This window comes from Dyella sp. 2RAB6 (assembly GCF_052115385.1).
Lineage (GTDB): Bacteria > Pseudomonadota > Gammaproteobacteria > Xanthomonadales > Rhodanobacteraceae > Dyella_D.
In genome coordinates this window covers 189871-207226 of record NZ_JBFRGP010000002.1, presented here as the reverse complement: position 1 = coordinate 207226, position 17356 = coordinate 189871, and the positions used below count along the sequence as shown (strand labels likewise).

Sequence of the window (17356 nt, the reverse complement as noted above, 5' to 3'; positions counted from 1 at the left end):
GCTGCTGCTGTAAGTGTGGAATTCATCGAGACATGAATCATAGGCCGATCCGTTGGCGATGGCTCGGACAGCCATGTGTCGCGCCCCACTGCCGTCATCCCGGCGCAGGCCGGGATCCAGTGACGGTCGCGCCCGATGGTCGCTCGGTCTTTCCCGGCTTCTGGTAAAGAGCTGTCGACCCTGCACCGATAATCATGCCGCTTCGCTACTGGATCCCGGCCTGCGCCGGGATGACGGGCGTGGAAGCTCGTTGGCGCTTCCAGGCGCCATCAACCGCCATCCAAGGACCAGCATCGAATCGCTTCTGGCGGCAGCGACAGCATGGGCGCATCAGGCAGCTCATAACCCGCCGGCGGTTCCACCCACAGGCGCGCCTGGCCGCAGCGCATGCCGAGATAGCTGCGGTGCGGGGCGGTCTGGCGCAATTCGAACGTGGCGGCGAGGGTGTCGCCCGATGCCATGGCCGAATCGTGCAAGCGCACGTCAGCCGGTGCGATATGCCAATCGACCAGGGTGCCATCGGCCAGTGCGGTATCCACGCGCAGGCTGGCCTCCGCCTCCGGCCACGACAGCCGCTGAGCGCCGGGCGCACCGACGATCTGTCCACGCTGCACGTTACGAAGTCCCAGCAGGCGTGCCACCGCACCGCTTGCCGGTTGCGCGTGCACCTCTTCGGGCGTGCCGATCTGCACGATGCGCCGGCCATGCATCAGCACCAGGCGATCGGCCACCGCCGCGAGCGCGGGATCGTGGCTGACCGCCAGGGCCGGAATGCCCGCCTCGTGCACTTCGGCGATCAATTCGGCCAGCACTTCGTCGCGCGTGACCGGGTCCAGCGCCGAGGTCGGTTCATCCAGCAACAACAGGCTCGGCCGCCGCGCCAAAGCGCGCGCCAGCGCCACACGCTGCTGCTGGCCGCCGGACAAGGACGAAGGCCAGCGCTCGGCCAGATCGGCCATGCCCACACGCTCCAGCCACTGGGTGGCCTGCGCGCGGCGTTGCCGTCCGCGCAGGCTGAAAGCCACGTTTTCCCATGCACGCAGATGCGGAAACAACGCGTGGCCCTGCGGCAGATAACCCACCGTGCGTTGCTGCGGCGGCAGACCGTCGAACGGTTCGCCGCGTGCCGCGATCAGACCCGCAATCGCCGACAACAACAATGTCTTGCCTTCGCCGCTCGCACCCAGCAAGACGGTGAAACCCGCGACTTCGAAGCTCGCGTGCAGCGCCACCGGTTGCTCGATGCGGTAATCGATGCGCATCACGCCAGGCGCCTGCGCACGGCCATGCCCAGCACCAGCGGCAACGGCAGCGCCGCCAGGAAGAACACCCACAGCAGCGGATACACCGCGTCCAGGCCGATGTCCTGCAGGTTCACCCACAGCTTCACCGGGATGCCTTGCGGGTAATACGCCACGATCAGTACCGCGCCGAATTCGCCCAGCGCGCGCACCCAGGCCAGCGCCACCGCAGCCGCCAGGCCCAGCCGCGCCAGCGGCAGGCTGACGTGGACGAAGCTGCGCCACGGCGAATAGCCGAGGGTGAGCGCGATCTGTTCCAGTTCGCGCGGCACGCCTTCGAACGCGGTGCGCGCCGCCATCACGTAATAAGGCAACGCGGCGTAGAACTGGGCCAGGATGAAGGCCGGCGCCGAGTTGGTCAGCAACAGCCCCGCCCGTTCCAGCAGATGTCCAGCCGGGCCGTAAGGGCCATACATCGACGCCAGCAACAAGCCCATCGCCAACGGTGGCGTGAGCAGCGACACCAGCAGCAGCGCATCGACCAGCCACTGCCCGCGCACGCGATGCCGCGCCAGCCACCAGGCCAGTGGCGTGCCCAGCGCCACGATCGGCACCAGTGCGATCAGGCTGTATCCAAGCGACACGCGCACCGCACCACCGTCGCCGTGCGCGAAACCGAAATGGCGCCAGTCGGTGGCCAGCAGCAGGCCGACGAACGGCGTGGCCAGCAGCAACAAGGCAAGCGCCGCCGGCAACGCGGAGAGCCGCGAACGCAAGTACGCCGTGCCGGGCACTGAGGTCACAGCGCCTCGCCGTGCGGCGGGTCGTAGCCGCGTTCGCGCAACATCGCCTGTCCTTCGGCCGACTGCAGCAGTTGCACGAAGTCGGCGCCGAGCTGCGCCTGCCTGGCATCGGTCAGCACGGCGGCGTAGAACACCAGCGGCTGCGCCTTGAGCACTTTGCCATCGGCCAGCGTGAGCTTGGCCTTGGCATACCACGCGTCCTGCAAGGACGGCTGCGCCAGGTTGATCTCGTCCGGCAGATCGATGGTCGGCAGATGATGCGAGAACGCGGCGCTGGCATAGCCGACGGCGGCGTCGATCTGGCCGGCTTCCAGGCGCGACATCAGCGAAGGCTCGGCGAAGATCTGCTGCGGGTTCTGCAGCTCGCCGGCGATGTCTTTCAGCAAACCGGGCTGGTGGTAATAGGTCTCAGCCAGCTGCAGGGTCAGCAAGGCGTTGGCGCCCTGCGGATCGACCGCGGGATCGGTGCGCCCGAGGCGCAGGCCGGATTGGCGCAAGACCTCATACCAGCTCTTCCGGCCTTTCGCCGCAGCCTCGAAATCCTTGGCGAAACGGCTCTTGGGGCCATAGATCACCACCATCCGCGTGCTCGCCACCGGCACCGCGCGCTCGGCAAGTCCCGCCTCGCGCACTACCTTCATCGGCGGCGGCGTGATGGCGACGAACACGTCGGCCTGCATCTGCTTGCCGGCCAGCAGCCGCGCCAGGGCGAAGGAGCCCTGCCCCACGCCTTCGAAACGTGCCTCGTGCGCCTTGGCGAAGGCCGGGCCGAGCGACTGGTCCATCACCACACCCATCGAACCGGCGTAGGCGACGCGCAGCACGGCTGTGTCGGCGGCAAGCGCTGTGGTGCCGAACAGCAACAGCAGCGGCGCCAGCCAGCACGCCAGCGAACGGTATCCGCCTTTCATGCACCCTCCTCCTTCTTGCCACGGCGATGCCGCACGCTGTCCCGCACATCCACGTCGAACAACAACTGCAGCGGCTCTCCGCCGGGTACCGGCAGTGCGATCTCCAGGCCATCGCGGCTGGGCAGGCGTGCGGCGAAGACACGCGCTTCGGCGTCGCTCAATATCACTTGCCAACCATCGGCGCGGCGCTGCCAACCATGTGCATCGCCCAGGACCAGTTGCTGGCTTTCCAGCTTGCCGTCGGGCCACTGCGTGCGGTTGCCCACCGTGGCGCCACCGAGCAATTGCGCCAGCTCCGCTTCGTCGATGCGCAGGCGCAGCGTCTGGCCCTGCAGTTGCACCTTCATCCGGCCACCTCGTTCCATTGGGTCTGGGTATTGCAGTCCGCCAGCTGTGCCGCCTCGGCGGCGGCCACGGCCAGTTCTTCGTGACCGACCGCCGCCTGCAGAGCACGCAACGAGCGTTGGCGAGGATCGTCGCGCGACATCAGCTCGGACAGCGCCATCCGGCTGTGCTCGTCCAGGCGCAGGCGCAACGGCAATACGTGAGCCGCGAAGGAAACGCTGCGCGCCTGCGGCCGCTCGCTGCGCAGGCGTTGCAGCAAGGCGGGTTGCAGCAAGGGCATGTCGATCGGAATCACCAGCAGGTCGGCCTCGCCCGCCTGCGCCTGCGCGATGCTGGCGAGGCCGCCCAGCGGTCCGGCCAGGGGCGCCGCATCGACGATGCCGGCGTAGTCGGGGCGCAGGCCACTGACACGGACTTCGTCCACGCCGGCCTCGCGCAATACCTCGAGCTGATGTTCGATCAGCGGCCTTCCTCGCCACGGCAGCAGGGCCTTGTCACGCCCCATGCGCGAGGACAGCCCGCCGGCCAGCACCACGCCGATGCACGGACACGGCTCAGTGCGCGTGACCATGGTCGCCATGGTCGTGCGCCTCGTCATGCGGCGACGGCTCGCACAGCGAGCAACCCTCGCTCCATGCGCTGTCGCCGTCGACGTAATGCTCCTGCTTCCAGATCGGCGCCTCGTGCTTCACCGCCTCGATCGCCATCCGGCAGGCGCGGAACGCCTCGGCGCGATGCGGCGTGCCTGCCGCCACCACCACGGCAAGGTCGCCCAGACCCAGATGGCCCTTGGCGTGAGCGATATACAGCTTCAGCGGCGCGGCCACCTCGGCGCGCGCGCGTTCGCCGATATCGCGAAAAGTACGCAGGGCCAGCGGCACGAACAGGTCGTAGCTGATGCCCACCACATGGCGGCCGACATTGAAGTCGCGCACCTTGCCGACGAAGATCGCGATGCCGCCGAAGCGCGGGTCGGATACGAAGTCCAGCGCGGCGGCGACATCCAGCGCGGCCTGCGTGCGTTCGACCACTGCCACGTGCAGATCGTCCATTGCGTTCTCCACGCTCAACCTCCGCTCACCGGCGGCAGCACCGCCAACTCGAGGCCTTCCGGCACCTCGCGGTGGTTGTGCAGTATCTCTTCGGCGCTGGCGAAGGCCGAGATGCGCACCAGCCCCGCATTCACCTGCGGCGCGTGCTCGCGCAGCTGCGCCGCCAGCAGCTCGCGCAAGGCGGCGATGGTGCTGCCGGGCGGTACGTCCAGTTCGAGATAGCCGCGAGGGTCTGCCTCGCGCAGCGCGCCGTACAGCGCGATCCGGACCTTCATGCACGACCCCACGATGGGCTTTCCAGATGGCCCAGCCCATAGACCTCGACCAGCGTGCCCGTTGCCAGCTCGCCTGCTTCGAGCGGGAGATGCACCCAGGCGTTGGCTTCCGCCAGCGGCCGGATGCGATACGACTCCTGCCCGTGCAGCGCGGTCGCCGACAGTTGTCCGCGCTCGTCCACCGCCAGTTGCGACTTCAGATAGAAATGCAGGCGCGGCTTCTTCACGAACGGCGCGGCCAGCGGCACTTGCCACGGACGCTCGCGCGGCAGGCCGAGCATCGCGCGCAGCGCGGGCTCCACGAAGAAGCGAAAACCCACCGCCACCGCGACCGGATTGCCCGGCAGGCCGAAGAACAGCGTGCCGTCCGGCAGGCGCGCGAACAGCAGCGGCTTGCCGGGACGGATCGCCACCTTGTGGAACAGCACCTGCGCGCCCAGCCGTTCCAGCGCCACCGGCACGAAGTCGTAGCGGCCCATCGATACCGCGCCGGTGGAAATGATGACGCGTGCGCCGGCTGCGCGGGCGCGGTCGACCGCATCGAGAAACGCGTCGACGTCGTCGCCCACCGTCTCCGCATGCGCCAGCTCGGCGCCGGCCGCCGGTATCCGCGCGGCGAGGAAGGGTCCGTTGGAGTTGCGGATCTGCCCGGACGCCAGCGGCTCGGCCGGGTCGTCGATCAGTTCGCGGCCGGTGCACAGCGCCGCCACCCTGGGGCGTGCGGTGACACTGACCTGGGCCACGCCCAGCGAAGCCAGCAGCATCAGGTGCTGCGGCGCCAGCAGCGTATCCGCAGCCAGCACGGTCTCGCCGATGGCCACGTCGGAGCCGGCCAGGCGCACGTTCTGTCCCGGTGCCACCTCGGCCAGCAGGCGCACGCGATGCGGCGCTTCGAGCCGCTCGGTCTGTTCCACCGGGATCACGCGATCCAGCCCTTCGGGCATCGCCGCGCCGGTCATGATTTCCCATGCGCCGCGGGCGCGGCCACGCATGGCATCGCCGGCCGCCTGCTCGCCTTCGACCAGCCATTCGCTGTCGGCCGGCAGCGGTGCCGCGTCGCCGCCGAGCGCATAGCCGTCCATCGCGGAGTTGTCGAACGGCGGCACCGCGGCGGTGCTGACCACGGCTTCGCGCAACACGCGGCCCAGCGCCAGCTCGCTCCAGCAATCTTCCGCCGGCGCCTGCACGCAGTGCTGAAGGATGATGCCCAGCGCGTCGAGCGGTTCGAGCAGCTCGTGGCTCATGCATGGCCTCCGCCGGTGGCCATGTCGAGCGCATGGGCCAGGATCGGCGCGAGGATATCCATCCCTTCCGCCACCGCCTTGGCGCTGCCGGGCAGTGCGATCACCAGCGTGCTGCCGACCAGCACGGCGTCGGCGCGGCTCAGCCAGGCCATCGGCGTGTGGCGGCCGCTTTCGCTGCGGAACAGTTCGCCGATGCCGGCGACATGGCGGTCGGCGACGCGCGCCAAGGCCTCGGGCGTGCGGTCGCGCGGCGCCAGCCCGGTGCCGCCGGTGCACAGCACCAGGCGCGCGCCGGCGATGGCGAGTTCGCGCAGGCGCGTGGCCAGGGTTTCTTCATCGTCAGGACGCAGTTCGGCCGGACCGAGTTCGGCGCCGAGCGCGCGCAGGCGTTCCACCAGCAACGGACCGGAGACGTCTTCGTAATCGCCGCGGCTGGCGCGGTCGCTGAGCGTGATCACCGCGGCGGCGACACCTTCCAGCCTGGCCGTTGCGCGCGGACGATAGTGTTCGCGCTCGGCATCGCTCATCCCATCCGGATGCAGCCACAGCCCCTTCTTGCCGCCTTCCTTGAACAGCAGCCGCGTACCGCCTATCGACAAGGCCGGCTGCACCGGCTTGGTCAGGTCGTATAGCGTAAGCAGGGCCGCGCTGACGCCGGCCAGCGCTTCCATCTCCACGCCGGTGCGGGCGAAGGTGGCTACTTCGCAATACACGCGAATGGATTGGCGTTCCGGCACGGGCTCGCAGCGCACGCCGATGTATTCCAGCGGCAGCGGATGGCAAAGCGGCATCAGTTGCGCGGCGTTCTTCGCGCCTTGCAGGCCGGCGATTTCGGCCATGGCGATGGCATCGCCCTTGGGCAGGCGGCCATGTGCCAGATCTTCGTAGGCGCTGCCCGCCTGCAGTTCGCCGACGGCTACCGCGCGGCGGGCGGTGGCACGCTTGCGGCGCACGTCGGCCATGTGGAAATGCTCTTTGGGAGCCGTGGCGGGGACGCGCGTCTCGCGTTCGTGCATGAATCAGCCTCCGGTCGATGCCAGATGGGGGGTGATGCCGGTGCGGCCTTCGTGCAGGTGATGCGTCTGTTCCTTGCGCACCAGCTGGCCGCCGATCGCGCGGACCAGCGCTTCGAGCTGGTCGTCTTCCTGCAGCAGCGGGCGCAGCGGAATGCCGAACTCGCCGAACAGGCACAGGCGCAGGTCGCCGGTGGCGGTGACGCGCAGGCGGTTGCAGCCGGCGCAGAAATCCTTCGAATACGGCGCGATGATGCCGATGCGCCCGGCATAACCGGCATGGCGGTATTCGCGTGCGGGGCCGGCGTCGGCGGCGCGCGGCAACAGCTCCCAGCCGGCGTCCTGCAATTGCGTTTCCAGCGCTTCGGCGCGCACGTGGCGTTCGCGGAAGAAGGCCAGGGTGTCGCCGGTCTGCATCAGTTCGATGAAGCGCAGGCCTACCGGACGCTCGCGCAGGTAGTCGAGCCAGGCCGGCAGCTCATGATCGTTGACGTCGCGCAGCAGCACGGCGTTGAGCTTCACCGACGGCAGGCCCACCGCCACCGCGCGGTCGATGCCGGCGAGGATGTCGTCGAGCCGATCGTGGCCGGTGATGCGGGCGAAGCTGGCGGGATCGAGGCTGTCCACGCTGATGTTGATGGCGTTGAGTCCCGCCTCCATCCATTCGTCCAGCTTGCGCGACAGCAGCGTGCCATTGGTGGTCATCGCCAGCTTGCGTACGCCGGGGATGGACGAGGCGGTGCGCAACACCTCGGTGAGGTCGTGGCGCACCGAAGGCTCGCCGCCGGTGATGCGCAGCTTGTGCATGCCCAGCTCGGCGAAGCCGCGCAACAGGCGCGCGATTTCCGCCAGGCTCAGCGGCGCGGCGGCGCCGGGGGTGGCGTGGTAGCCGTTGGGCAGGCAGTAGGTGCAGCGGAAGTTGCAGGCCGGGATGATCGACAGGCGCAGGTAGGGAAAGTGGCGGCCGTAGCGATCGGACAGCACGTTCATGACGCCGCTCCCGCGTTGCGGAAAGGCGCGAGCGTTTTCCCGTGCTGGTGGCACATGGAGGGCATCACGTTCAATTAACAATCATCCCGGGTGAACGCATCAAGCGACAGGCTTCCGTGGCGGCTGATGCACAGGTCGAAGTATGGGCGCTGGGAGGCTGCCACACCAAGCGTTTTGTGTCCCGCGCGATGGCCGGATGCGCCAGCGCAGGTTGGGGTGAGCCGAGAAGCGAACCCCAACCCAAGGTGCATGGCCACCGTAGGTTGGGGTTCGCCTTTGGCTCACCCCAACCTACGGCGTGCGGCGTTTTGCCACTTCGTCGGCGGTGAGCGTCGCCTGCTTGCCGCCGAAGTGCACCAGCACGAAGTTGCCGAGCGCAGCCAATTCCGCGTTGGTATACGCCTGCCCGAACGAAGGCATCGAGGTCTCCCCGTGCACCGTGCGCAGGGTCGAGCCCTGCAGGATCACCTGCGTGAGGTTGTGCGCCTCCGGATCGTTTGCCGCCTGCGTGCCCAGCAGCGCCGCCGCCTCGACCTGCCGGCCCTGGCCGTTCCATGCATGGCAACTGGCGCACGCGCCCTGGAACAGATGCTGCCCCAGGCCACCTTGCGCGAGCTCGTCGGAACCGGGGCCATTGGCAGTGGACGCCAAGGCCAGGGCCGGATGCTCGTTCACTTCGCTGCCGGCACTACCCTGTTGCGGCTTCGCCTCGCGCAGATAGGTCACCAGTGCGCCGATGTCCTCCGGCGTGAGGTATTGCAGGCTGTTCTGCACCACTTCGCCCATCGGGCCGGAGGCGGTGCCGCGGCCGCTGGCATGTCCCTTCGACAGGTAATCGCCGAGCTGCTGCTCGCTCCAGTTGCCGATGCCATAGGTCTTGTCGGGCGTGATGTTGTAAGCCTTCCAGCCCTGCAGCACTTCGCCGGACAAGGCGCGGCTGCTGTTCAGCGCATACATGGCGTTGCGCGGCGTGTGGCACTCCTCGCAATGCCCCAGCGCCGTGGCCAGATAAGCGCCGCGGTTCCACGCTTCCGACTTGCCCTGCGCGGGCTGGAAGCGCTCCTTCTTCAGGAACAGCGCGTTCCACACGCTCAGTCCCCAGCGCTGGTTGAACGGGAAGGACAGCTCGTTCGGCTGTGCCGGCGCATGTTTCGGCGGCAGGCTGAACAGATAGGCCTTGATGGCGAGCACGTCGTCGCGGCTGAGCGCCGTATACGAGGTGTACGGGAACGCCGGATACAGTGGCTGGCCATCCTTGCGCACGCCGGCGTGCAAGGCGCGCACGAACTCGTCGTCGCTCCAGTCGCCGATGCCGGTCTCCTTGTCCGCGGTGATATTGGTCGAGTAGATGGTGCCGAACGGCATCGTGAACGCCACGCCGCCGGTGAAGGCCGGACGGCCGGGCACGCTGTGGCAGGCCGCGCAGTCGGCGGCGCGGGTGAGATATTCGCCGCGCGCCACGGGGTCGCTGATGCTCGCAGGAGCGCCCGCGGCAGCCGGTGGCGGTGCACTGGTCTCCTTGCCGTCGCGCACGGTGAACCAGGCGTACGCGGTGAAGGCCACCGCGGCCACGACGACGATGGCGACCAGCGCCAATAACTTGCGCACGAATTTCATACGCTGCCCTCCTGCGCCGCGGCCCCGTCGGAGGCCTGGGTGACCACCGCCTTCAGCGCATCGGCGCCTTGTACCAGCGCCGTACGGTCGATGGGATAGCTGCGCAAGCGCACGCCGGTGGCGGCGAACACCGCATTGAACAGCGCCGGAAAGGCCATCACCGTGCCGGTCTCGCCGATGCCGCCGGGCGTTTCCTTGCTGTCGATGAGATGCACTTCGAGCGCCGGCGTCTCGTTGATGCGCAGCATGCGGTAGTCGTTGAAGTTGCGCTGCTGCACCGCGCCGTTCTTGAGCGTGATGCCGTTGTACAGCGCGGCGGTCCAGCCGAAGATCAGGCCGCCCTGGACCTGCGCCACCACCGTGTTGGGATTGATCGCGACACCGCAGTCCACCGCGGCGACCGCGCGGCGCAGCTTCACCTCGCCCTGCGGCGACACCTCCGCTTCGACGATCACGCACAGGTAACTGCCGAACGGCGCCGCCACCGCCACGCCGCGTCCGACGCGGGCCGGCAGGCTGCCCTTGCCCCACCCCGCCTTCTCAGCCGCGAGATTCAGTACCGCAAGCGCACGCGGATTCTTTTGCAGCAGGTCGCGGCGATAAGCCAGCGGGTCCTTGCCGGCGGTATGCGCCAGCTCGTCGATAAAGCTTTCGACCACGAACACGTTGTGCACCGGGCCGACGCCGCGCCACCAACCCAGATGGATGCCGTCGGGCATGTCGTGGCGCACCCATTCGACCTTCATGTTGGGGAACTCGTACGGCAGGTCGGCGCCGCATTCGATCGCATCCGCGTCCATGCCGTTCTTGGCCATCGCCCCCGGGGCGAAGGTGGCGAGCACCGAGCCGCCGGTGGTGCGGTGCTTCCATGCCAGGGGCTTGCCGTCGTCGCCAAGCGTGGCGGCGATGCGGTCGTAATAGGCCGGGCGATAGCGGTCGTGCCCGATGTCCTCCTCGCGCGTCCACACCACTTTCAGCGGATAGCTGACCTGTCGCGCGAACGCCACGGCCTGCTCGACCGGATCCTCGAACAGCCGGCGCCCGAAGCCGCCGCCCATGTACTGGTTGTGCACCACGATGGTCTCCGGCTTGAGGCCGGTGAGCTTGGCGGCGATATCCACGCAGCGCGCCGGCACCTGGGTGCCGGTCCAGATATCGCAACCGTCGGGCCGCACGTGCACGATGGCGTTCTGCGGCTCCATGGTGGCGTGCGCGAGCAAGGGCAATTGATAGACCGCCTCCACCGCCTTGCCCTTGACGTCGTCGACGTGGCCAACGTCCTTGCCCGGAATCGGCGTGCCGTTCTTCGAAGCCTCGGCCAGGTCCTTGAACAGCTGCTCGGTGGAGTAGTTCGCGTTGGGGCCGTGGTCCCAAGTGATATCCAGCGCTTCCATCGCCTGCCTGGCGGCCCAGAAGTGTTCGCCCACCGTGGCCACGGCATCGCCGATCTTCAGCACGGCGACGAAGCCGGGGACCTGGCGCGCGCGGCTGTCGTCCACCGCGGCGAGCTTGCCGCCGAGGGTGGGACAGGCCTTGACCGTGGCGATCTTCATGTCCGGCACGCGCAGATCGATGCTGAATTGCAGCGAGCCGTCGACCTTGCCGGCGGTGTCGACGCGGCGCAGCGGCTTGCCGATCAGGGCGAAGGCCGCGGCGTCTTTTTCCTGCACCTTCTCCGGCATCGGCAACTGCGCGGCCGCGTTGGCTACTTCGCCGTAGCCGGCGGTACGCCCGCTCGCTTCGTGCCGGATCACGCCGCGCGCCACGGTGCATTGCGCGGGGTCGACTTTCCACTTCGCGGCGGCGGCGTTGACCAGCAGGGTGCGCGCGGCGGCGCCGGCCTGGCGCAGCGTGGTCCAGCAGAAGCGCATGGTGGTGGAACCGCCGGTGGCCTGGTCGCCAAGCAACGGGTTGGCGTAGAGCTTGCGGTTGGCCGGCGCGTGCTCGACCACGATCTGGTCCAGCCCCAGCTCCATTTCCTCCGCCAGCAAGGTGGCCTGGCCGGTGTAGGCACCCTGCCCCATCTCGATGCTCGGCATCACCAGATGCACCGAACCGTCGGCGCCGACGCGGATAAAGGCATTCGGCGCGAACGCCGGATCGCCTGCCGCTACCGGCCCTTGCACCGCCGCGCGGCCCAGCACCTTGGCGCCGCCGCCGAGCCAGAGGAACGCCACCACCAGCCCGCTCATCTTCAGGGCTTCGCGGCGCGAAGGATTGTCGGGCTGGCCTTCGCCCAGAGCTTTATCGAAGCGCACGTTCATGCCACGCCCTCCACCCGAACGAAGGAAAGCACCTGGGCAGTCGCTGCGGCCGGGTTGGCGGATGGCGCAACGTTGGGAATGGTTTGCGGCGCAACCTTCTGCCCGGTCGCCACCTGCCTGATCGCTTCGCGGATGCGCACGTAAGTACCGCAGCGGCAGATATTGCCGGACATGGCCACGTCGATCTCCGCGTCGCTCGGTTCCGGCGTGGCCGCCAGCAGCGCGGTGGCGGACATGATCTGCCCCGACTGGCAGTAGCCGCATTGCACCACTTCGATATCCAGCCAGGCCTGCTGCACCTTCTTGCCGACCGCGCTGGCGCCCACGCCTTCGATGGTGGTGATGGCCTTGCTGCCCACCGCAGATACGGGCAGCACGCAGGAGCGCACGGCCGCGCCGTCCAGGTGCACCGTGCAGGCGCCGCACTGCGCGATGCCGCAGCCGAACTTGGTGCCGGTCAGGCCGATCACGTCGCGCAGCACCCATAGCAGGGGCATGTCGTCCGGGACGTCGACCGAGCGTGATTCACCGTTGATATTCAGGACGATCATGTTGCCTCCGCGTCTGTGCATGGGCGATTTCTGGATACAGCTTGGATCGGGCTATCCGATGCCCGTGCGCCAACGCGCGTAGTCGTCCGGTGTGTCGATGTCGATGCGGGCTTCAGGCATGGGCAGCGCCTGTACCTGGTCCGCGTAAAGAGCGAGCAGGCTGCGCGCGCCTTCCGGGCCGTGCAGCAGTTCCAGCTCGTGGAAAAAGCGCGCCGGGAACAAGCATGGCACGCCGAGGACGCCGTCGCCGTAATCCGCGGCGACGATACGGTCGGCCGAGGCCGCGCTCGCCAGCGCCTGCAACTGCGCGGCGCCAAGTGCCGGCTGATCGCACAGGCAGACCACGACCGCCGCCAAGTCGGCGTGGCGTTCGCGCAGGCGCGCCAGGCCAAAAGCCAGCGAACCGCCCATGCCGGATGGCCAACCCGCGTGGAAGGCCGCATCGACCGGCAATCCGTCCAGCGCAGCTTCGACGTCGTCCTTGTAAGCGCCGATCACCACCGCCACCCGCGGCGATACGCGCAGCGCTTCGCGTGCCATGCGGCGCACCAGCGGCTCGCCGTCGACCACCAGCAATTGCTTGGCCGAGCCGTAGCGCACCGCGCCACCGGCGGCGAGCAGGACGATGCCGAGGGCGCCGCTGTCGGTCATGAATGAATCGGCCCGTCGGTGCGGCTGAGCCGTGCGCCCGAACGCGCACGCATCGCCGCCATGATTTCCGCGGCGACGGAGAGCGCGATTTCCTGTGCGGTTTCCGAGCCGATATCCAGACCCGCCGGCGCATGGATCGCAGTGGCGGACGTGCGCACAGCGTGATGGATGCGGCCGGCACGTTGGCGCGAGCCGATCACGCCCAGATACGCCAGCGGCACCGGGGCCAGCGCCTGGACGTAAGCCAGGTCGCGCTCGTAGTGATGCGTCATCACCACCACGGCGGTCTGCCGGTCGAACGGCAACTGGTGCGGCAAGGCTTCCGGCCCGGCATGCAGCTGCGCGCCGACACCTTCGAGTCGGCCGCGCGACGCGGCGACATGCTCGACCAGGGTGGTCTGCCAACCCAGGCCATGCGCCAGGCGCGCCAGGGCGAGCGAGCATTCGCTGTAGCCCACCACCACCAGCGCCGGCTTCGGACGCCACGCTTCGAGCAGGACATCGAGCTGCGCGCCATCGGCCTCGGCGCGTTCGAGCACGGCGCCGCCGTGGGCAGGCAGGCCGTCGGCCAATGCATGGATGCGCTGCGCCAGCTGCGGCGCGGGGATATCGGTCCAATGCCCTGCCGCATGACGGATCAGCCGCCACGGCCGCGGCGTCTGCACCGCGCCATCGCGCGAGAACACGGTGGCGACGCTGGCCGGCGCGCGCTCGTCGTGCAGGCTGGCCAGCACGTCGAAAAACTGGAAATCCGCCGGCTGCACCAGCGGTTCGATCAAGACGTCCAGCTCGCCGCCGCAGCCGACTTCCATCAGCAGGTCGAGATTGGATTCGCGGTTGTAAGGCACCAGCGCCGGCGTGCGCTCGGCCATGGCGTGCTGGGCGCGCAGCACGATGTCGCGCTGGGGGCAGCCGCCGGCGAGCGCACAGGTCACTTCGCCGTCGGCATGCACCAGCATGCGGGCGCCGGGCCGGCGGAAGGTCGAGCCGCTGGTGCGGACAATGGTGGCCAGCGCGGCTGGCTCGGGCGTGATGCGCGCGCGGAGCTGTTGGACCGCCGCAAAGAGTTGTGGGAACTCCTGCGAAGCATTCATTCGATGTCGCCTGCGCGTGTGAGCTCGAGCATGCTAGTCGTCCGGTCTAATACTTGGCAACCGAGCCGCGGCAAGCCTGCGCCAGGCTGGCTTTGGCCGATCGGCAACTCTTTACGGTTGCCATTTGTTGATAATCATTCTCATTAAAACTATGCTTGCGCACCTTCTCCCAGGCCCAGGCAACGCATGCCGCGCTCGATCGGACTTCTGCAATCCGTACCCAGCCCCTTGCTGTGCGAAATGCTGGGCCACGCCGGCTACGACTTCGCCCTGCTCGACCTGGAGCACGTGCTGGTCTCGCCCGACCAGCTCCAGCACGCCATCCGCGCCTGCGAACTGGGCGGTTGCGCACCGTGGGTGCGCGTGCCCGAGGTGGACGAGAAGCTGATCGGCCGCGTGCTCGATGCGGGTGCCAGGGGCGTGGTGATCTCCCGCCTGGAAACGGCCGAACAGGCCGAACGCGCGGTCGCCGCGGCACGCTTCCCGCCACTGGGCCGGCGCGGCGTCACCGGCGGACGGGTCACCGGCTTCGGCAAGACGCCGCTGGCCGACTACATCGAGCAGGCCAACCGCGAGATCCTGGTCGTGCCGATGATCGAAAGCGACGCAGGCGTGCGCGCCCTGCCGCAGATCCTCGCCGTTCCCGGCATCTCGCTGGTGATGGAAGGCGCGCTGGATCTGGCCCTCGACCTGGGCCTGGGCCCGCAGCCGCTGCACGCCGAGGTGTGGCAGCGCCTGCTGGACATCGCCCAGTGCTGCGAGGAAGCCGGGATTCCGTTCTGCCCCAACCCGCGCAACGACGGACAGCTCCGCCACTGGGCCGCCCGCGACCCGCGCTGGATGCTGGCCGGCGAAGACCGCGGCCTGCTGCTCGCCGCCCTGCGCGAGCGCGCGAACGCCTTGCGCAACCCCTGATCCCTCTCCTTCTTATTGGAATCGCTACGTGACCGGTCTTCCCCGCCTGCATCTCCTCGGCCTCGCCATTGCCTGCGCGCTGTGCGCCACCGCCGCGCACGCCGACGACACCACGACGCCGAACAAGCCGCGCGACCTCGAAGCCGTGCAGGTGCAGGGCAATGTGCTGGGCCAGTCGTCGAAGGAGAACGTGCGCACCTACGCCGGCAGCCGCAAGGTGATCGGCAGCGAGGAACTCGCCACCGGCGCCAACCGTTCGCTGGACGATGCCCTGCAACAGGTGCCGGGCATCAAGATCTTCGACGAAACCGGCACCGGCGTGCTGCCGCAGATCATGCTGCGCGGCCTGTACGAAAGCCGCAGCGGCCGCGTGCAGGTGCTGGAAGATGGCATTCCGCTGTCTTTGGCGCCTTACGGCCAGACCAGCCTGTCGCTGTTCCCGGTGACCATGAACCAGATCGACCGCATCGACATCGTGCGCGGCGGCGCGGCGGTGCAGTACGGCCCCAACAATGTGGGCGGCGTGATCAACCTGGTCAGCAAGCCGATCCCCGAGCGCTGGACCACCACGCTGGGCGAGAAGATCACCGCCGGCGGCGCGGGCCGCTACCTGCGCGACACCACGCTCAGCAGCGGCGGCTACCTCACGCCCGATGTCGGCCTGCAGGTCGATGCCGACTGGAACAAGGGCCAGTACTGGCGCGAGCACAGCGGCACCAACGTAAAGAACCTGCGCGTGCGCGCCGAATGGTGGCTGGCCGACGACAAGCTGCTGAAGGCCGACGTGCAGCGCTACGTGGCCCATATGGATATGGCCGGCGCACTCTCGGTGGCCGACTACGAGGCGAATCCGCGCCAGGCCACCCGCTCGCTGGACCGCTTCACCGGCCGCACCACGCGCGCATCGCTCACCTATCAGCAGGACCTCGGCGCCTGGGGTCCGTTCGACCAGTCGCAGTTCACCTGGACCAACTTCAGCGCCGACAGCAGCCGCAACTTCATCGTGGGCATGCGCCGCCTCGCCAGCGAAACCTGGCGCCCGGACCTGGCACCGCAGCTGCTGCAAAGCGCGCCGCGCGGCTTCAAGGTGTATGGCAGCGAGCCGCGCATCGCACTGCATGTCGATTCGGGCCATGTCACGCAACAGTGGACGGCCGGCGTGCGCGCGGTGCGCGAGGACATCGACTTCCTGGTCGGCAATACGGGCCTCGACAATGGCGTGTACACCCTGGTGCGCAACTGGCAGTTCAAGGACCGAGCCTGGTCGGCCTATGTCAGCGACGCCGTCGGCCTGTTCAACGACCGCCTGACCATCACGCCCGGCCTGCGCTATGAGCACCTCAATTCCACCTATCTCAACCGCGCCAACGGCAGCAGCACGCAGAACAACGTGCGCAACGCCCTGCCCGGCCTCACCGTCGGCTACAAGGCGAGCTCGCAGTGGTATGTCTATGCCGATGCGCAGCGTTCGCTGCGCGCGCCGCAGGTGACGCAGATCATCTACGGCGACAACCTCGATTCCGAGCTGGCCTGGAACTACGAAGCCGGCGCGCGCTACACGCCGGTCGAAGGCACCAGCATCAACCTCGATGTGTACCGCATCAACTTCGACAAGCAGATCCAGCTCGACAACACCACGCGCACCTACGCCAACCTCGGCAAGACCCGCCACCAGGGCGCCGAGCTGGAACTGGAATGGAGCCCGCCCAGCCTGCGCGCGCTCAAACTCAGCGCCGGCTATGCCTATCTCGACGCCAGCCAGCAAGCAGGCCTGTACGCCGGCCGGCGCGTGCCCTACACCTCGCGCAACCAGTTGAACCTCGGCGCCAGCTACGGGGCGGGCGATACCGTCGTCGCGCTCACCAGCTACTACTTCAGCCGCGCCTATAGCGACGCCGCGAACACGGTGCGCGAGAACGCCATCGCCTCCGTCGGCGAACTGCCGTCGTACTGGGTGTGGAACATGCAGCTCACGCAGACGCTGATGCGCGCGGGCAGCAGCACGCTCAAGGGCACGCTGGCGGTGAACAACCTGTTCGATCGCCGCTACTGGTACCGCGGCATCGACACCAGTCCCTGGGGTCGCCAACCGGCACCGGGCCGCACGGTGACGGCGGGCGTGGAACTCACGTTCTGAGGCAGCGTGATGCGGCGCACATCAGCGCATGCTGTCTTGCATCTGCAACCGGGCGTTGACGCCAAACTTACTTGCCGCCATGCAACATGACGAACCCGCATCGGCATAGGACTACGGTCATTCCCTGCGCCGATGCATGCACGGGGATGCGCCGAACCTGAGCATGCCGCGACTACTGCGAATGCAGTCGCGGCCATGGCGGTAGCGGACCGCAGCACTACCGAGCCAGCGGGGCGTCCTGCCCGGCCCAGCC

At 68.4% G+C, this 17356-nt stretch carries 17 protein-coding genes; 2 read left to right on the top strand and 15 right to left on the bottom strand.

The features are described from left to right. Positions 1-269 precede the first annotated feature (269 nt). From AB4083_RS04920 to AB4083_RS04850, 15 genes are all read right to left on the bottom strand, one after another. Positions 270-1262, bottom strand: coding sequence for an ABC transporter ATP-binding protein (locus AB4083_RS04920; protein WP_441606833.1), 993 nt, complete (start codon positions 1260-1262; stop codon positions 270-272). Continuing rightward, a complete protein-coding gene (locus AB4083_RS04915; RefSeq protein WP_441606636.1) occupies positions 1262-2044 on the bottom strand; it encodes an ABC transporter permease subunit in 783 nt (260 codons plus the stop codon). Before AB4083_RS04915 ends, AB4083_RS04920 begins: the two co-directional genes overlap by 1 nt. Next, positions 2041-2955, bottom strand: a complete 915-nt coding sequence (locus tag AB4083_RS04910) for an extracellular solute-binding protein (protein ID WP_441606635.1) — start codon at positions 2953-2955, stop codon at positions 2041-2043. The genes AB4083_RS04915 and AB4083_RS04910 overlap by 4 nt, the downstream gene beginning before the upstream one ends. Then, positions 2952-3302 (bottom strand): hypothetical protein, encoded by a 351-nt coding sequence (locus AB4083_RS04905; protein WP_441606634.1) that lies wholly within the window; start codon positions 3300-3302, stop codon positions 2952-2954. Before AB4083_RS04905 ends, AB4083_RS04910 begins: the two co-directional genes overlap by 4 nt. Beyond that, positions 3299-3871: a molybdenum cofactor guanylyltransferase gene (mobA, locus tag AB4083_RS04900; protein WP_441606832.1), complete on the bottom strand. Its 573-nt coding sequence runs from the start codon at positions 3869-3871 to the stop codon at positions 3299-3301. The genes AB4083_RS04905 and mobA overlap by 4 nt, the downstream gene beginning before the upstream one ends. Then, complete coding sequence (locus tag AB4083_RS04895; protein WP_441606633.1) at positions 3855-4352, bottom strand: molybdenum cofactor biosynthesis protein MoaE; 498 nt, start codon at positions 4350-4352, stop codon at positions 3855-3857. Before AB4083_RS04895 ends, mobA begins: the two co-directional genes overlap by 17 nt. A gap of 14 nt (positions 4353-4366) precedes the next feature. After that, positions 4367-4627, bottom strand: a complete 261-nt coding sequence (locus AB4083_RS04890; protein WP_441606632.1) for a MoaD/ThiS family protein — start codon at positions 4625-4627, stop codon at positions 4367-4369. Beyond that, a complete protein-coding gene (locus tag AB4083_RS04885) occupies positions 4624-5871 on the bottom strand; it encodes a molybdopterin molybdotransferase MoeA (protein WP_441606631.1) in 1248 nt (415 codons plus the stop codon). The genes AB4083_RS04890 and AB4083_RS04885 overlap by 4 nt, the downstream gene beginning before the upstream one ends. After that, positions 5868-6887 (bottom strand): bifunctional molybdenum cofactor biosynthesis protein MoaC/MoaB, encoded by a 1020-nt coding sequence (moaCB, locus tag AB4083_RS04880; protein ID WP_441606630.1) that lies wholly within the window; start codon positions 6885-6887, stop codon positions 5868-5870. Before moaCB ends, AB4083_RS04885 begins: the two co-directional genes overlap by 4 nt. Before the next feature lie 3 nt (positions 6888-6890). After that, positions 6891-7874: a GTP 3',8-cyclase MoaA gene (gene moaA / locus AB4083_RS04875; protein ID WP_441606629.1), complete on the bottom strand. Its 984-nt coding sequence runs from the start codon at positions 7872-7874 to the stop codon at positions 6891-6893. A 291-nt stretch (positions 7875-8165) separates the two neighbouring features. After that, entirely contained in the window at positions 8166-9491 is a 1326-nt protein-coding gene (locus AB4083_RS04870) for a c-type cytochrome (protein ID WP_441606628.1), read from the bottom strand. Then, positions 9488-11755 carry a molybdopterin cofactor-binding domain-containing protein gene (locus tag AB4083_RS04865; RefSeq protein ID WP_441606627.1) on the bottom strand — a complete coding sequence of 756 codons (2268 nt, stop codon included), beginning with the start codon at positions 11753-11755 and terminating at the stop codon, positions 9488-9490. Before AB4083_RS04865 ends, AB4083_RS04870 begins: the two co-directional genes overlap by 4 nt. Then, positions 11752-12306 carry a (2Fe-2S)-binding protein gene (locus AB4083_RS04860; RefSeq protein WP_441606626.1) on the bottom strand — a complete coding sequence of 185 codons (555 nt, stop codon included), beginning with the start codon at positions 12304-12306 and terminating at the stop codon, positions 11752-11754. Before AB4083_RS04860 ends, AB4083_RS04865 begins: the two co-directional genes overlap by 4 nt. A gap of 51 nt (positions 12307-12357) precedes the next feature. After that, the gene (locus tag AB4083_RS04855) at positions 12358-12957 is read right to left on the bottom strand and encodes a nucleotidyltransferase family protein (RefSeq protein WP_441606625.1); all 600 of its coding nucleotides are present in this window, start codon (positions 12955-12957) and stop codon (positions 12358-12360) included. Continuing rightward, positions 12954-14051 carry an XdhC family protein gene (locus AB4083_RS04850; RefSeq protein ID WP_441606624.1) on the bottom strand — a complete coding sequence of 366 codons (1098 nt, stop codon included), beginning with the start codon at positions 14049-14051 and terminating at the stop codon, positions 12954-12956. The genes AB4083_RS04855 and AB4083_RS04850 overlap by 4 nt, the downstream gene beginning before the upstream one ends. Positions 14052-14237: 186 nt before the next feature. On the opposite strand from AB4083_RS04850, the gene AB4083_RS04845 reads away from it, so the two are divergent. Together AB4083_RS04845 and AB4083_RS04840 are read left to right on the top strand one after the other, a co-directional pair. Beyond that, on the top strand, positions 14238-14966 hold the full coding sequence (locus AB4083_RS04845; RefSeq protein ID WP_441606623.1) for an HpcH/HpaI aldolase family protein: 729 nt from the start codon (positions 14238-14240) through the stop codon (positions 14964-14966). A gap of 28 nt (positions 14967-14994) precedes the next feature. Beyond that, positions 14995-17103 carry a TonB-dependent receptor family protein gene (locus AB4083_RS04840; RefSeq protein WP_441606622.1) on the top strand — a complete coding sequence of 703 codons (2109 nt, stop codon included), beginning with the start codon at positions 14995-14997 and terminating at the stop codon, positions 17101-17103. Positions 17104-17356: the final 253 nt, after the last annotated feature.

Excerpts from the sequence above, each read along its gene's own strand:
- AB4083_RS04920 (WP_441606833.1), bottom strand. The coding sequence starts at position 1,262 with ATGCGCATCGATTACCGCATCGAGCAACCGGTGGCGCTGCACGCGAGC.
- AB4083_RS04910 (WP_441606635.1), bottom strand. The coding sequence starts at position 2,955 with ATGAAAGGCGGATACCGTTCGCTGGCGTGCTGGCTGGCGCCGCTGCTG.
- AB4083_RS04905 (WP_441606634.1), bottom strand. The coding sequence starts at position 3,302 with ATGAAGGTGCAACTGCAGGGCCAGACGCTGCGCCTGCGCATCGACGAA.
- mobA (WP_441606832.1), bottom strand. The coding sequence starts at position 3,871 with ATGGTCACGCGCACTGAGCCGTGTCCGTGCATCGGCGTGGTGCTGGCC.
- AB4083_RS04895 (WP_441606633.1), bottom strand. The coding sequence starts at position 4,352 with ATGGACGATCTGCACGTGGCAGTGGTCGAACGCACGCAGGCCGCGCTG.
- AB4083_RS04890 (WP_441606632.1), bottom strand. The coding sequence starts at position 4,627 with ATGAAGGTCCGGATCGCGCTGTACGGCGCGCTGCGCGAGGCAGACCCT.
- AB4083_RS04885 (WP_441606631.1), bottom strand. The coding sequence starts at position 5,871 with ATGAGCCACGAGCTGCTCGAACCGCTCGACGCGCTGGGCATCATCCTT.
- moaCB (WP_441606630.1), bottom strand. The coding sequence starts at position 6,887 with ATGCACGAACGCGAGACGCGCGTCCCCGCCACGGCTCCCAAAGAGCAT.
- moaA (WP_441606629.1), bottom strand. The coding sequence starts at position 7,874 with ATGAACGTGCTGTCCGATCGCTACGGCCGCCACTTTCCCTACCTGCGC.
- AB4083_RS04870 (WP_441606628.1), bottom strand. The coding sequence starts at position 9,491 with ATGAAATTCGTGCGCAAGTTATTGGCGCTGGTCGCCATCGTCGTCGTG.
- AB4083_RS04865 (WP_441606627.1), bottom strand. The coding sequence starts at position 11,755 with ATGAACGTGCGCTTCGATAAAGCTCTGGGCGAAGGCCAGCCCGACAAT.
- AB4083_RS04860 (WP_441606626.1), bottom strand. The coding sequence starts at position 12,306 with ATGATCGTCCTGAATATCAACGGTGAATCACGCTCGGTCGACGTCCCG.
- AB4083_RS04855 (WP_441606625.1), bottom strand. The coding sequence starts at position 12,957 with ATGACCGACAGCGGCGCCCTCGGCATCGTCCTGCTCGCCGCCGGTGGC.
- AB4083_RS04850 (WP_441606624.1), bottom strand. The coding sequence starts at position 14,051 with ATGAATGCTTCGCAGGAGTTCCCACAACTCTTTGCGGCGGTCCAACAG.
- AB4083_RS04845 (WP_441606623.1), top strand. The coding sequence starts at position 14,238 with ATGCCGCGCTCGATCGGACTTCTGCAATCCGTACCCAGCCCCTTGCTG.